General features: G+C 64.7%; 10 protein-coding genes. 6 read left to right on the top strand and 4 right to left on the bottom strand.

Annotation, left to right across the window (positions count from 1 at the left end; translation table 11 throughout):
* The first annotated feature begins 6 nt into the window (after positions 1-6).
* From ABFE16_06945 to ABFE16_06935, 3 genes are all read left to right on the top strand, one after another.
* The gene (locus ABFE16_06945) at positions 7-1,326 is read left to right on the top strand and encodes a (Fe-S)-binding protein (GenBank protein MEN6345028.1); all 1,320 of its coding nucleotides are present in this window, start codon (positions 7-9) and stop codon (positions 1,324-1,326) included.
* 239 nt (positions 1,327-1,565) lie between these two features.
* Positions 1,566-1,856, top strand: coding sequence for a hypothetical protein (locus tag ABFE16_06940; protein MEN6345027.1), 291 nt, complete (start codon positions 1,566-1,568; stop codon positions 1,854-1,856).
* Positions 1,853-2,128: a hypothetical protein gene (locus ABFE16_06935; protein ID MEN6345026.1), complete on the top strand. Its 276-nt coding sequence runs from the start codon at positions 1,853-1,855 to the stop codon at positions 2,126-2,128. Before ABFE16_06940 ends, ABFE16_06935 begins: the two co-directional genes overlap by 4 nt.
* A gap of 271 nt (positions 2,129-2,399) precedes the next feature.
* Here ABFE16_06935 and ABFE16_06930 read toward each other — a convergent pair whose 3' ends face one another.
* Entirely contained in the window at positions 2,400-3,233 is an 834-nt protein-coding gene (locus ABFE16_06930) for a sugar phosphate isomerase/epimerase family protein (GenBank protein MEN6345025.1), read from the bottom strand.
* A 94-nt stretch (positions 3,234-3,327) separates the two neighbouring features.
* Positions 3,328-4,014: a hypothetical protein gene (locus ABFE16_06925; protein MEN6345024.1), complete on the bottom strand. Its 687-nt coding sequence runs from the start codon at positions 4,012-4,014 to the stop codon at positions 3,328-3,330.
* Positions 4,015-4,215: 201 nt separating this feature from the next.
* On the opposite strand from ABFE16_06925, the gene ABFE16_06920 reads away from it, so the two are divergent.
* On the top strand, positions 4,216-6,402 hold the full coding sequence (locus ABFE16_06920) for a heparinase II/III family protein (GenBank protein MEN6345023.1): 2,187 nt from the start codon (positions 4,216-4,218) through the stop codon (positions 6,400-6,402).
* 45 nt (positions 6,403-6,447) lie between these two features.
* On the opposite strand, the gene ABFE16_06915 is transcribed toward ABFE16_06920, so the two are convergent.
* Complete coding sequence (locus ABFE16_06915) at positions 6,448-7,719, bottom strand: ATP-binding protein (GenBank protein MEN6345022.1); 1,272 nt, start codon at positions 7,717-7,719, stop codon at positions 6,448-6,450.
* 244 nt (positions 7,720-7,963) lie between these two features.
* Here ABFE16_06915 and ABFE16_06910 point away from each other — a divergent pair, with 244 nt between their 5' ends.
* Positions 7,964-10,300 (top strand): hypothetical protein, encoded by a 2,337-nt coding sequence (locus ABFE16_06910; protein ID MEN6345021.1) that lies wholly within the window; start codon positions 7,964-7,966, stop codon positions 10,298-10,300.
* A gap of 130 nt (positions 10,301-10,430) precedes the next feature.
* Here ABFE16_06910 and ABFE16_06905 read toward each other — a convergent pair whose 3' ends face one another.
* Positions 10,431-13,289, bottom strand: coding sequence for a glycosyl hydrolase 115 family protein (locus ABFE16_06905; GenBank protein ID MEN6345020.1), 2,859 nt, complete (start codon positions 13,287-13,289; stop codon positions 10,431-10,433).
* 206 nt (positions 13,290-13,495) lie between these two features.
* On the opposite strand from ABFE16_06905, the gene ABFE16_06900 reads away from it, so the two are divergent.
* Entirely contained in the window at positions 13,496-14,623 is a 1,128-nt protein-coding gene (locus ABFE16_06900; GenBank protein MEN6345019.1) for a glycoside hydrolase family 99-like domain-containing protein, read from the top strand.
* Positions 14,624-14,700 lie beyond the last annotated feature (77 nt).

Here is a 14,700-nt window from a genome sequence, read left to right as displayed (position 1 = left end):
AGGAATATGGGAGCCAGCGAACAACGCTTCGTGGAGACCGAACTACTGCGCTGCAACCGGTGCGGGTACTGCATGGCGACATGCCCCACGTACCGCGTCACTCGCAGCGAGCGCAGTGTGGCCCGTGGGCGCAACGAGCTGGTGCGCACTCTGGGTGACGGTGTCCCGGCGGAGGGCGACCGGCTGACGCCCATCTCAGAGTGTTTGCTGTGCGGAGCGTGCACCCAGGCCTGCTTCGGCAAGGTCCAGACCAACGAGATCATGGTTCGAGCGCGGCAGGCCCTGGTCGAGGCGAAGGGACGCCCGGTAGCGCAAAAGCTCATCTTCGACGAACTCCTGGGGTACCCGCGTCGGCTGACAGCGCTCATGCGGATGCTGTCTTTGGGCAAGCGCTCAGGCCTGGGTGAGATCGCGCACCGGCTGGGGCTTCTGCGCTGGATCCACGCGACTCTGGAGGGCGCTAACGGGCTGGTTGAGACCATGCCCCGGCGCTTCCTGCGCGATCGGCTTCCCGGGATGGGATTCCAGCGACAGACCGACAGCGGTGTCGGCGTCTGGGTCTGGCCACGACGTACCGAGGCCCCTGAGGGCGCTCCGAAGGTCCTGGTCTTCCTTGGCTGCGGGACGAACTACCAGCTCCCGCGCCAGGGCGAGGCGGCGCTGAAGCTGCTGTGGCACGCGGGGTGCGAGGTGGTAGTCGCGCCGAACGTGTGCTGCGGCTTGCCGCCCTATTCCTACGGTGATCTCGAGGCCGCCCGAAACCTGGCACGGCGCAACCTCAAGATCCTCGGCGACCTGTCCTGCGACCTCGTGGTCACGGAATGTGGAAGCTGCAGCGCCTTTCTGAAGAAGTGGCCGCAGTTGCTGGAGGGCGAGGAGTGCGCCGCGCAGGCTCAGGAGCTTGCGGGTCGCGTGAAGGACCTCATGGAGTTGCTGCCGGAGCTATCTTTGCCGTCGGCAGGGAAGACGCGTGGAACTGTGACCTACCACGACCCTTGCCATCTTGGACGCGGGCAGGAAATCCGGGAACAACCGCGGAAACTGCTGCGCGACGTGGCCGGGCTGGAGGTCTGCGAGCTTACCGAAGCCGACTGGTGCTGTGGTGGTGCGGGGTCCTACAACCTGGCGCATCCAGAGCTTTCCTTGCAGATTCTGCAGCGCAAAATGGGGCGAGTGGCAGACACGGGCGCTGAAGGTGTAGCGTCGGCGTGCCCTTCCTGCGTGCTCCAGTTGCGCTATGGGTCGCGCAAGTTCGGGCCGAGCAAGCCTGTGTCACACGTTGCCGAGTTGATGGCCGAGGGGTTGGGGATTGATCTGGAGCCGTGAGGGTGGGGAAGGTGAAGTGGTTGCGATGCGGAAATGCGCGCAACGCCGGTCCGTGGGCGTTAGCTGGTCTCCACACGGGCACAACGCAGTATCCATCACAGGACTGCACTGACCACAGGGAGGGTCACTTGTGAGCTCTCGCAAGATCCTAGTCGTGATTTCGTTGTTGGCACTCATTGTCGTCTGCTCCGCGCTCGCGGGATGTGGCAAGAAGGGTGGCGAGGGGGAGAACGCAGCCGGTGGCCCTGAGGCCGGCGCTCCGACTGAGGCCGGCGCTCCGGCCGAAGCCGGTGCTCCCGCGGGTCCTGGTGGCGCAGAAGCAGGCGCCCCGTCCGGCGCTCCTGGTGGCCCAGAGGCAGGAGCGCCGTCTGGTGCCCCCGGTGGCGCAGAAGCAGGCGCCCCGTCTGGTGCTCCTGGTGGCCCCGGTGCTCCGGCCGGTGCTCCCGCTGGACCTGGTGGCGCCGCTGCTCCGGCTCCGGGTGCAACCGCGGCAGCAGCTCCTGCTCCGCAGGAGCAGGCCCCGAAGATGACGGACGACGAGGTTAAGGGCACGCTGGCCAAGGCGCAGGCAGCCAAGGCAAGCGGCAACCTCGACGAAGCGCTCAAGCTCGTGAGCCAGGTCCTCGCGGCACGGCCCCAGAGCGTCGACGCCAACTGGACGGCCTCCTGGATCCTCGCTTCGAAGCAGGACACCGCTCTCGCCATCGGCCAGTTCGAGCGGACCATGAAGCTCGGCCTCGATGCGAAGCGGCTCCAGGCTGCCAAGGCAGCCGTCAAGCGGCTCAAGGCCCGCGAAGAGTAGGGCAGCTACAGCACCAAACTGGTGCGATTAGGCGTCCCAGAGCGTGGAATCACGCGTCCGCTCTGGGACGCCTCTTTTCGTGCCTGCGAGTACCTCCCCAGACCGCCCTCTCCTCAGGCCCTTGAGACTGACCTCTTGCGCCTCTGTCCCAAAACCCACAGCACCCTTGATGTGCGCCTGTTGGCGACGGACCAGACACAGAAAGCCCGGCCACCGAGGGACAACCGGCGGCCGGGCATGGAAGGCTGTCTGCGTCTAGAGGTCGCGAGGGCTACCCGTAGATGAGCTTCTCGAGCAGTTCGCGGGCTGCAAATATGTCCTGCTTCCGCGTATCGCCGGCTTCGCGCTCGATGACGATCGGGCCCTTGAAGCGCATGTCTTTGAGTGCCTGGACGAAATCGGGGAAGGTGACCTGGCCCTGTCCGACCGGCACCTCGTTGCCCAGTTGCCCCTCTTGCGTCGGCCACACGCCGTCCTTGGCATGGCAGGAGATGACGTGATTGCCGATCTTACGGAAGGCCTCGACCGGCTTGTCCTTACCGTAGAGAATGAGGTTGGCCGGGTCGAAGTTCACGAAGACGTTCCAGCGGCCGAGCTTGGTCAGGAAGTGGGCCAGGTGGTCGGCCTGCTCCTGTCCGGTCTCGAGCCCCAGGTACATCTTGTTCTTCAGGCACAGGTCCGCGCACTCTTCCATGGCACCCATCATCTGGGCGTAGATCGGGCTGTTCTCGTCGTTGGGCAGGAAGCCCATGTGCACCAGCACGCCGGGGACTTTGCACTTGCTGGCGAAGTCGATGGACATGCGCATGATATCCATACGCTCCGCAAGCTTCTCGGGGAAGGCGAAGCCCACGGTCCGGCCCACGTCTGCCATGCTCGCATAGCTCTCGCCGGGGAAGCCGACGAACCAGCCGACGGGCTCGACGCCGTACTCGGCGACGGCGGACTTGATCTTGTCTACGTTCTCAGCGGTGTGGAAGTCGGGCGCGACAACGCCAAGATGGGTGCAGCGGAACCCCCACTCCCCGATGGTCTTGATGGACTCAAAGGGGTCTTCGATTCCGGTCGAATGGACGAAGACGCCGATCTCCATGGGCCTGATCATGTCCGTCACCTCTCAGACTAGGTTCTCGTCGTACTGGTCTCGTCAGACTGAAAGCATATTCCGCCCCAAGGGTCTGGTGACCTTCCGCAGCCGGTCAGTCCAGGAGCCCGGCGATGCGGAAGAAGTTCGTGATGAAGGTCTTGCCGTCGGCATAGCAGTCGGTCCAGTTCTCGGCATGGAACTGCGCGCCATACAGGGGCCGTTCCGCGTGTCGGATGCACTGGATCTCGCAGTTCTCGTTGCGCGCCAGGTGTACGAAGCCCGGTGGCACTCGCTTGACTTCGCAGTAGTGCGCCTCTGTGACCACCAGCTTCTTCCGCAGGCCCGCGAAGATCGGGTCGCGCTGGAGTATCTGCACGGTCTGCATTCCCGTCTCCGTGTAGTAGCCCGGATGGTAGCCGGGGTTGTAGTCGGCTTCGCCGGGACGCAGCTTACGGATGGGCTCATCGCAGAAGGACTTGAGCTTGCGGACGTTGTGGTTGAAGAGCCAGCCGATGAGCTGGTGACCGCCACAGGCGCCCAGAACCGGGAGCGAGCAGTTGTGCAGCACGTCGCTGATCCCGTAGGTGGCCTCGGGCGGCACCTTGCCCCACCCGTAGCCGAAGCCGGTGATGAACATCGCCTTGAACCCGTAGCGCTCGACGAACTCCGGGTTCACCTTACTGTAGTGCATCAGGAGGGCCGGGTGTCCGGTGATCTCCTCGAAGCGCGTCTTGCAGCTCCAACCGCCACCTGAGCTGCGGTACCCATCCGGTTCAGCCATGCTGGCTATCAGAATCATGGGGGTCTCCTGCCGGGGGCGGCAGCCTCTTGGCTGCCCGTGATGAGCTCGTCGGGTAGGTGGGTTCATCATCGCCGGCGAACAGACCTGCTTAGTGTGTGGGCAGTCCCGTCCTGGGGACGACGAGAGCACGAGCCGGGAAGTGCCTTCGGGGTCGGCCCCGCGAGCCTTGATAGCCGCACGAGTAAGGAGGAGTTGACGATGCAGGAGCTGTCCTGGGTGTGCCTGTCGGTCTGTCTTGTGCTGACGCTGAGCGTCGTGTGCAGCGCACAGGAGCTGCCCGACTGGGCGAGCAAGATCCGCACCGACCATCCGCGCCTGTTCTTCAACAGCGATACTTGGCCGACCGTCAAGGCCCGGGCGCTCGGGGCTGAGAAGCCCTGGTATGACTACGTCAAGAAGCGGACCGACAACCTGCTCCAGCAGAAGGTCAAGACGCCCGCGCAAGACCCCAGGGATCTCGGCCCGGAGGCAGCGCAGGCGGCCTTCGTCTACCGGGTCACCGATGACAAGCAGTACCTGGACCTGGCGAAGTGGGCCATGCAGCTCAGCCTGGCCTTCTACGAGAAGTGCTATGAGGAACGCAAGACCGTGAACTGGTACTCGACCTCGCGCGTGCACTGGGTCTTGGCCTGGGACTGGCTCTACAAGGAGCTGCCGGAGGCCGAGCGGCGGGAGATGATGACCCGGATGGTGCAGGTGCTCAACAAGGTCTACACCACCCGACCGGCCATCTACCGCGAGAACCAGAGCGGCTACAACACCGGCTACTACGGCGTAACGAACTGCCAGTGGTACGTCGGCTGTGCGGCGCTCGGAGCGGGCATCGAGGAGCAGCTGGTCAAGCAGTGGCTGGTGAAGGGCTACAACGAGAACATGAAGATGCTGGCTCACCGGGCAAAGTCCTGCGGCGATGACGGCGGATCGGCCTCGCCGACCGTGGGCTATGCTTTCGCCGCTTACCCCTGGTCGGAGCAGAACTTCTTCTACACCTGGCTCAGCACGACGGGCGAGAACATCGCGCCGAACTGGCCTCACAGCGCGTGGCTCGCCAACTACATCCTATGGACCTGGATCGAGACAGGGAAGGCTCCACTGGAGTTCGGCTACGGGGACACGCCCCACACCGACAACCTCCTGCCGATTGGTCAGGTCTACACGCACATGGCCAACGTGCGGCATCTGTATGGTAAGGTGGCTCCGGAGGCGTCGGCGCTGGGCCGCTACCTGCAGGAGATCGTGCCGAACAAGAACTACGCCAACACCTGGTTCATCTACCCCTTCCTGCTGACGAACCTGGAGAGCTCGCCGGAGCCCTTCCATCCCGAGCGACTCCCGCAGGCCCGCAACTTCGAGACCCTGGGGCAGCTCTACATGCGCTCGGGCACGGGCCCCGAGGACACCTACTGTCTCTTCACCTGTGGCGGCATCCTCGACCAGCACCGCCACTTCGATGCGCTCAACTTCGTGATCTACCACGGTGGTCACCTGGCCCTCGACAGTGGGACCCGGTACGACGAGGAGATCAACGGCCAGCACCTCAAGTGCTACTTCGCGCAGACCGTGGCCCACAACTGCGTCCTGGTGCATCAGCCCGGCGAGCCACCGGCGAACTACTGGGGAACGGGTCCGGCGGTGCAGGTCAATGACGGCGGCCAGTACCACCAGCTAGGCTCGGCGGTCAAGGCTTTCGAGACGAACGACCGCTTCGTCTATGTCGCCGGGGATGCGACCCCCAGTTACCAGCACGGTATCGTCAAGCGCACGGGACAACCGGACCTCGGCGAGAAGGTCAGCCTGGTCACCCGCCAGCTTGTGTTCCTGATGCCGAACCACTTCGTGATCTTCGACCGCGTCAACGCCACCGACCCGAGCTACCGCAAGGACTGGCTGCTTCACACCGCCTACGAGCCGGTAGTGGACGGCAAGACATGGCACGCCGACCACCTCCAGGGGCGCATGTTCTGCCGGACTCTGCTGCCCGAGGACGCGGTACTCACTCCGGTCGGAGGACCGGGCAAGGAGTTCTGGTCGGCCGGACGCAACTGGGACATCGAGAAGGGGAAGCTGAAGCCGGAGCAACTGGCGATGATGGGGCAGTGGCGGATGGAGGTCAGTCCGGGAGCCGCGCGACAGGAGGACGTGTTCCTCCATGTGATCCAGGTCGGCGATCAGGGCCTCGCGCAGATGGACGCGACGGAGTTGGTGCGTGACGGCGACCGGGTCGGTGTGTGCCTCAAGAGCGGCGACAAGACCTGGGAAGTGACCTTCAACACGCAGGGAGGACTCGGCGGGCACCTCAAGCTACAGGGGCCTGGCGTGACGATGGATCAGCCACTCACTGAGACCGTGACCCCGCAGGTGGGGATCCTCGCCACCGCGGAGTAACAGAGCAAAGGGTCTTGAGTTGACTCGGCAGAGCTGGGAGCGCCGCTAACCAGAGGCGCTCCCGGCCCGTGGGATCCAGACGAAGAACGTGGTCCCCTTGCCGACCTCGCTCTCAAGCCAGACGCGACCCCCATGGGCTTCGGCTACCATCTTGCAGAAGGTGAGGCCGAGGCCCGTGGAGTTCTTGCGCCCGGCCTTGCGCGACTCGACCTGACCGAACTTCTCGAAGATGCGCTGGTGGAACTCAGGGGGGATCCCGGGTCCGTTGTCGGCGACGGAGAAGGTCAAACCTCCCTGGTCACACTGCGAGCCAAGCCGGATCGTGCCGCCGTCCTGGGTGAACTTGATCGCGTTGCCCAGGAGGTTCACCGCCACGCGACGGAGCAACTCCCGGTCAGCCGACACCTCGCCGCAGTTAGGGTCGAGGTCCGAGAGGAGTTCCTGGTTCCTCGTTCGGGCAAGGCCCTCCACCTGCTCCAGCGCCACCTGGGCAACCTCGCCGAAGTCCACGGGCACGCGGTTGAGGGTCATCTCGCCGCCCTCAAACTTGCTGATGTCCAGCAGCATGTTGACCATCTCCAGCAGCGTGTTGGAGGAGGACAGGGCCAGGGGCACAAACTCGTGGGTGATGTCCTCATCGAACTCGGTGTCGAGGATAGTCTGCAGGCCGCCGATGACCGAGGTGAGCGGAGTGCGCAGGTCGTGGACGATCATGTGCGTCAGGTCGTCGCGCAGTCCCTCCAACTCGAGAACCTTGCGTGCCTTCAGCTCTGTGTGAGCTGCAGCGGCGACGAGGCCACTTATGAGGGCAACGTACTCGGCCACGTCGCGGATACGTTCCGAAGGCATCACGAGGGCCTTGCGGGCCACCTGCTCGCCGATCTCGGGGTCCATCCCGGCTGCAGCGGCCATTCCGCGGAAGGCCTGCAGATCCGGCGGGTCGGTCAGCGAGCGTGCAAACACCGCATAGCCAACCACCTGTCCCTCCACGAGGATGGGCACCGCCGTGTCGCGAAACCCTCCAAGACAACGGTGGGCGACAGGCTTCTCGCCCCCATGCTGACCGAGGAGCTCCCTTTCGAGTTGCTCCTCCGCGACGTCCCACTTCTTGCGTCGGAGACAGACCGTGCGGCCCTCCGGGTCCCTCACGAGCGTTCCGCAGAAGCGCAGGGGATCAGTGAGCGCGGTAATCGGCACGCCGGTGGCGTCGACCATCACCATGGGTATGCCCGTCAAGGCCTCGAACAATTGGAGCTGACGCTCCAGGGTCTCCCTGGGAACGAGTTCCGTTAGGTGCGGCAGAGGTTCAGAGGCCATAGCCTCTTCCTTTCCCGTCGGTCCTCCGCTCGGACACATGACGAAGGTCCTGGCCGACGCAGGACGAATAGCAGATAGGGGTATGCCGCAGGGACACGACTGCGTACAGAGAGGACAACCTCTCGAGTTGGGGCTGTGTTCCCGATGGCGCTGCCGAATCCCACTCGACATGCCCCACTTCGCCGCGGGGATTCACGGCTCCTGCGGTACGACGGACCGTGGTATGACACGAAGGGAGAGCAACATGTCGAGACCCGCCGCACTGACCCTTGCAGCACTGGCCATCCTCCTGTCGTTCTGCACCAGCGCCCTCTGTCAGGAGCAGACGATGGATCCTGGTCTCGCCGGAGCGGTCGCCTGGGCTGATCGCATCTATACCCGCGCCATCGCCGTTCCGCCGCCGATCACCTCGCGGGACCTGTACTCCGCAGCCCTCAACTACTGCGAAGCCCGGGTGCATCCCGAGCGGCTGCAGACGCTGTTCGAAGTCGGTGCCAAGATGCAGGACCGTGACCCCGACAGCCGCAGCTACGGCAACTTCTGGTGGAACTGGTCCGACGGGTTCGTGGGTGACTACAATTCCGTCGACTTCTGCATGCAGACCGCCGTCCTGATCTGGATCAAGCACCGTGACTGGGTCCCCCAGCCTGCAATGAAGGTGTTCCGCGAGACTCTGGACTATGCGATCGAGGGATCGCTGCGGCACAACGTCGCGGTCAACTACACCAACATCGTCTTCATGAACGCCTGCAACCTGATCCTGCTGGGCGAGAACCTGGACCTGCCGAAGGTGGCCGAGGAAGGCTACGTACGCCTGAAGGCGGCAGTGGCTTACACCTGCCGCTATGGCACCCACGAGTTCTGCAGCCCCACCTACTATGAGGTCGACCTCCTGGACCTGTCGATCCTGGAGGCCTTCTGCAAGCGTGACACTGAGCGCGAGCAAGCGCGTGCCATGCTGACCCTTCTGTGGACCGACGTGGCCTGCAACTGGTTCCCCGCCGCGAACAAACTCGGCGGAGCACAGAGCCGCACCTACGACTACGCGCGCGGTCTCGGCGGCCTTGAGAACCGCATCCTGGGCGCCGGTTGGGTTGCCCCGCGGCCGAACCAGACTTTGTACAAGGGCTACGGCTACTGGCAGCCGCCGGACGCGCTCCGCGTGCTGAATCAGACGCGCTTCCCGCGGTTGGTTGAGCAGACCTGGGGACCGTCGCGCGACAACTTCCGGATTCAGTACATGATGTCGGATATCAGCCTCAGCGTCCTGGGATCACCCTACGGCGGCTGGATGGACATGCCGCTGACCGTCGATGTCGCCGGCGACCGTAACGATCCGCGCTGCTACTTCATCCCCGACGGACGCGAAGACCCCTACGGCAAGACCGTGATCGCTGCCGGTGACGTTCACAAGAAGACCTTCCACCTGCAGCCCTTCTGGACCGGCAACCAGCGCACCGTAGACGCCGTGGGAATGGCGATCTACAGGGACAAGGATATTCCGGCCGCGACCAAGGTTCTGGCCTCCCACTTCGTCATGCCACGCAAGTCCGACGGATTCTGGATCGGCGATCAGAAGGTCGCCCTCGACGGCAAGGACGCCGTGAGCTACCCCGTGCCGACCGGGACGGCGGTAGTCATGCGCAGGGGCACGACCGCAATGGGCATCCGTGTGCTGTGGGCGCGAGGCGTGCAGGGCGCTGACGCACCGACGAACCTCGTGTACGATGGGAACGGCTACGGGTGTGCCCGCCTGACGGTCACGCACTACTCGGGCGAACAGGTTCCGCTACCCGCACAGACTCCGGCAGTGGCCCTGTGGGTCCGCATCGGCAGTGGCCTGCAGGACGACGCGGCCTTCGACACCTGGCGCAAGCAGTTCGCTTCGGCCTCAGCGGAGGTGCAGGCCGATGCAGGGAAGGCCTCCTTCCGGGTGCAGGGCGTCGACGGACCGGTTGCCGTAGCCTCCGAAGCCCCCTGGGCACGAGCGACGGTTTGCGATCCAAAGCCCACGAAGTCGATCCTGGCTCTCGACGGCAAGGACATCGGTGGCGAGATCATGGACCCCGTCCGGCCGCCACTGCCTCCGCTCCCCACGCTGCCTGCCACGGTGATTCCGCAGACTGGTGGCGCCTATGTCGAGGCCGAGGCCGGCTTTGTGGATCCCAAGTTCGTCGTCGCTGAGGATCCCCTATCTTCGGGAGGCAAGTTCGTGTGGACGCCCGGCAAGCCGGGCGAGATCGGCCCTGTGGGTGTGGGCTCTGTGACGTGGCGGTTCCAGACCCCGGTCGAAGGCAAGTACTACGTGTGGGGTCGCGTGCTGTCTCCGACTCCCGACGATGACTCCTTCTTCTTCCGTGCCTACCAGCGCGACGCGGGAGACCTCACGGGCATCGAGTACTGGCCGCTCAATACCCACACGCAGTGGGAGTGGGTGCCGATGGCCTGGGAGGGCCAGAAGCCCCCGATGAGCGTCAAGCTCCCCGCGGGTGATGTGTACTTCGAGCTCACCTGTCGCGAGGATGGGGCTGCGATCGACCGCCTCTTCGTCACGACGGACCCGAACGCAAAGCCGGAGTAGCACCTTCCTGACCGGGCGCTGAAAGGCCCGGCCACGAGCAGTCACAGTTCGGGCGGGACACCCGACCAGCAAGGGTTACGGGGTCCCGCCCGGTCAGTTCTGGTTCGGTCAGCCCGGCTCAACTCCAGCCTCAGGGCGCCGGCGGCGTTCGTGAGGTTGTGATCACCACGCGGTCTGCCCGTGCACCATCCTCACGGTTGCTCAGCCGGAGCAGGTGCCGTCCGGCCGTCAGCCTCCTGGGTCCCGAGGCCACCCAGACCCAATGTTTGAAATCGTTGGTGTTGCCCAGAGTCCACTTACCTTCCCCGTCGATGCTCGCGAGGAAGGAGTTCGCCGCACCATCCTCCCACCACGCACGCACCCAGACCAAGTATCCGCCTGCCCTCTCGACCTCGAATCTGTACTCGGCCGCGCCTGGACCACCTTCGCCACCTTCACCACCGACCCCCTGGGGAATCAGCAGGCAGGCTCCGCCGGAGGCATCCTCCCGCTTCTCAAGGACCATTGGGCTGATCAGCCGCGTCGGACGCTCGGCCTCGACCTCCAGAACGGTTGCGACCGGTTGGAGTGCCAGCGCCGCGCCATAGACTGAGAAACCTCGCGTGGAGCCACCCAGGCTGTCCCTGAACACGAAGGAGAACACGTTCTCGCCCGCCCGCAGCTCCGAGGAGGGAATCGTCAGGGCCATCAGTTGTGTCTTCGAGTCCCCTGTCTCGCCAAGTGGGTGCTGCACGCCGTTGACGGTCACCGCCGCCTCCTCCGGCGAGTCGGTGTCGTAGGCCATCACGTACAGGACGGCGCTGTCCTGGGCGCCGGGAGCTGTCGCGAGGGTCGCCGTGCAGTCGCAGTGCGTTCCCACCGGGCCCATCACATCGAAGACACTCGGGTTCAGTCGCAGGACCTGTGCCCCGGCGGCCGTCTGGGCGGCGTTCCGAACAAGCTCCGCGATCTGCCGCAGCCGCTGTGCACGCCAGGCTGGACGCAGGCCCCAATCGCTGGCGAACTCGTGGGCATACCAGGTCTGCCACTTGCCGTGACGCGCCTCCTCGCGTTCACGAGCGATCGTGTCCATGCATCCCGCGGCCCTCTCAAGAAGCGCAGCGCTTCGTGTCGGGGAACCCTCGCTGAGAGCCTGCTGGGCGTCCCTGAGGGCAAGCGAGCAGGCATTGACAAGTCGCGAAGTCTGGACTTGCAGCAGCAGGTCGTCGTGGTAGAACTGCCGACCGTCATCGCTCACCTGGTCCCCAAGAGCCAGGGCCCGCCTGTACAGCGCGTCCCAGCGCGGTCGTAGCTGCTCGAGACGTGCGTAGAGAGCCGACGAGCCCGAGGACGCGCTGCCCGGCCCGAAGCCTCCCAACGCCGCAGGTACGCCGGTCGCCTCCGCGAGCTGCACGAGTGCGTCTAGTTGCTGCCAGGCGCGGGTGAGCGTCGGCTGCGAGAAGGCCTGCCGCTCGAGCTCGTAGAAGCGCCGGTACAGGTGCGCTGCCTGTCGGGCTGCGTCGCCCCCGAAGTGGTAGGCCGTCCACTGGCGCAGGTAACGCCCCGGCGTCTGGCGATCAGCAAGCCACGGTGTGGCATCCCAGGCCAGGTCCATTGCCGCAGCAACGCTCAGGGGTACCTCCCGCAGGTCGCCCACGTTGTGCAGCACGTAGTCGGTCGCGCCGGAGTCCACCACGGCCTTGAACTCGTCGCGGATCATCTCGAGCGGAATCCACTGCACCCACTGGTTGTCGCAGAAGGTCAGGTGGTAGTACACGCCGTTGCCCCCGGAACGCTGGCGCTCCTGAGGCCCGGGGAGGCTTCGCAGGTGCCCGTGGTTGTCATCCGGCCAGATCAGCATGACCTCGTCAGGGACCTTGAGCTTGCCCGTCCGGTAGAGGTCGAGAACCTCGTTATACATCGTCCAGGAGGTCAGGGGCTTTGCCTCCGGTCCGAGTTCGCTCTTGAGCAGTTGCAGTTGGTCGGTCACGGCGCGGGAAGTCAGCTCTGCCCGAGCCGCTGAGTCCTTTGGCGCGAAGGGGTCGTTAGTCCAGAAGGGAGTGTCACCCAGTCCACGCAGGGCCAGCGGCCAGATGCTCTCGTAAGGTCGATGGTACCGCACCGAGTCGCGCCAGAACTGCTCCATCCGGGCACGCTGAGTGCCGTAGGAGTAGTCCACGTAGCCGCCCCAGTGCTCGGCACAGTAGCGCCGCCAGTAGTTCTGCGGGTTGCTCAGCAGCGTCTCCAGGTGGGAGGCCGTGTAGACGAGACCCCTGTCGCTCACCAGCTTCCGCGTCTCCGCTGACATGTAGTCGGCCTGCATCGCCGGTGCGAGCAGGTTCCCCTTGCAGCGGCAGATCGTCTCAAGGATCTGCTCGTACGCGGCGTGTTCGAGGACGCGGTAGTCCGTGTTGGTCTTGAGCCAGCCGCGGAGGAAGTCTTCGTCGTTGATGAAGAAGCCCCGGTACTTGAAGGTCGGCGGGCCCTCCAGCAGTGTCCCTGTGAATACGGCTCGGCTGCGAGGAGTCGGGCGATGCCCGGTCCAGAGCTTCATGGGGTCGGTGGCGAAGGCTCGTTCAGAGAGCTCGTACAGTCCATACATGGCGCCGCGGGGATCACTCCCGGCAACGACAAGCATCGAGCCAGTTCCTGGCAAGGGATGGGGGAGAGGCTGCAGCAGGTAGGTCTCCCACTTGCCGCGCAGTGGGGCACACGTGAGCAGCCCCTTGCGCTCCAGTCGGGTCAGGAGGTCACTCTGATCGACCACCAGGGGGCAGATCACCGCTCGCGCCTCACCGGAGACCGAGGAGACAACACGCAGGCGCCGGCCAGTCGCCTCGTAGCAGTCCTGGATCAGATCGCGGGCAGCGTACTGAAGGCAAGTCGGCGTTCCAGGTGGAAGCAGGATCAGGGCGTCGGGAAACCCGTTCCCGACGATCACGAAGTCGGAGGCGGCCAGGCAACCTGTGGCAAGGACCAGGGCAACGGCAGCGACAAGAGGCCGAAGCATTACCTTCCCTCCAGCCGCGGCATAGGGTGTGAACATGCGGGTAGTTCGATGCAGAAGGTGACGCGTCCTGCGCCCAACTCCTGCAAAGTGGCCACGATGTCCAGAAGCTAGAGAGGTGCCCCAGGCTGTTTTGGGGAAGGAAGGTCTGGCCTTTGCCGCCGCAGCCTTCCCTCTTGCGGCGACCCGCAACGAAAGAGGACTTTGCGATGCCCGGCGACTATCAGGTTGGCGCCTACTACTTCCCGAACTACCACGTCGATCCACGCAACGAGCAGGTCCATGGCCACGGCTGGACCGAATGGGAGCTGGTCAAGACTGCTCGACCGCGCTTTGAGGGCCATCGCCAACCGCGCTCGCCGCTGTGGGGATATGGCGACGAGGCTGATCCCCGCGTCATGGAGGCCAAGATCGATGCCGCCGCCGACCACGGCCTCGACTACTGGATCTTCGACTGGTACTGGTATGACGACGGCCCGTACCTGAACCGCTGCCTCGAGGAAGGGTACCTGCGGGCGGCCAACAACGAGCGCGTGAAGTTCTGTTGCATGTGGGCCAACCACGACTGGCTGGACATCCATCCGGCGAAACTGCGCGATCCGCGGCGACTGCTGTACCCGGGAACGGTCACCCGGCAGACCTTCGAGACCATCTGCCGGCACGTCATCGACCGGTACTTCAGCCATCCCGCGCACTTCACGGTCCAGGGCGCACCCTACTTCTCAATCTACGAGCTGAGCAAGCTTCTGGCAAGCTTCGGCGGAGTGGCTCAGACGCGGGAGGCGCTGGCGGACTTCCGCGCCATGACGAAAGCAGCGGGCTTCCCGGACTTGCACCTGAATGCCGTGGTGTGGGGGAGGCCGGTTCTCCCAGGCGAGCAGACCCCTGTGAACGGCCTTGAGCTGATCCAGGAGCTCGGTTTCGACAGCTTCACCTCCTACGTGTGGATTCACCACGTGGGCATGGACCAGTTCCCGCTCACACCTTATACGCGGGTGTGCGATGGTTACCTCGCCTACTGGCTCCAGGCTGAGGCCGAGTGCGCGCTGCCCTACTACCCCAATGTCACGATGGGGTGGGATTCGAGCCCACGTACCGTGCAGTCTGATGCCTTTGAGTTGGTGGGGTACCCCTTCACGCCGTCGCTGGAGGGCAACACTCCGGAGGCCTTCCGGACGGCTCTGCAGAAGGTGAAGGACCGGCTGACGGGCAGACCGGCGCCACGGATATTGAACATCAATGCCTGGAATGAGTGGACGGAAGGTAGTTACCTGGAGCCTGACACGCACTTCGGCATGGGCTACCTCGAGGCGATCCGCGACGTCTTCGGACGCTGACGAGGCTTCCTGCATAGGCTAGCCGCGATCTTGCCAAGTACAAGCACCTGGGTGCACCGCATCCTGACTATGAGGTG

The sequence above is a fragment of the Armatimonadia bacterium genome, assembly GCA_039679385.1.
Taxonomy (GTDB): Bacteria; Armatimonadota; Zipacnadia; order Zipacnadales; family JABUFB01; genus JAJFTQ01.
The sequence above is the reverse complement of the archived record's forward strand: the minus strand, read 5'-3'. Positions and strand labels throughout refer to the sequence as shown.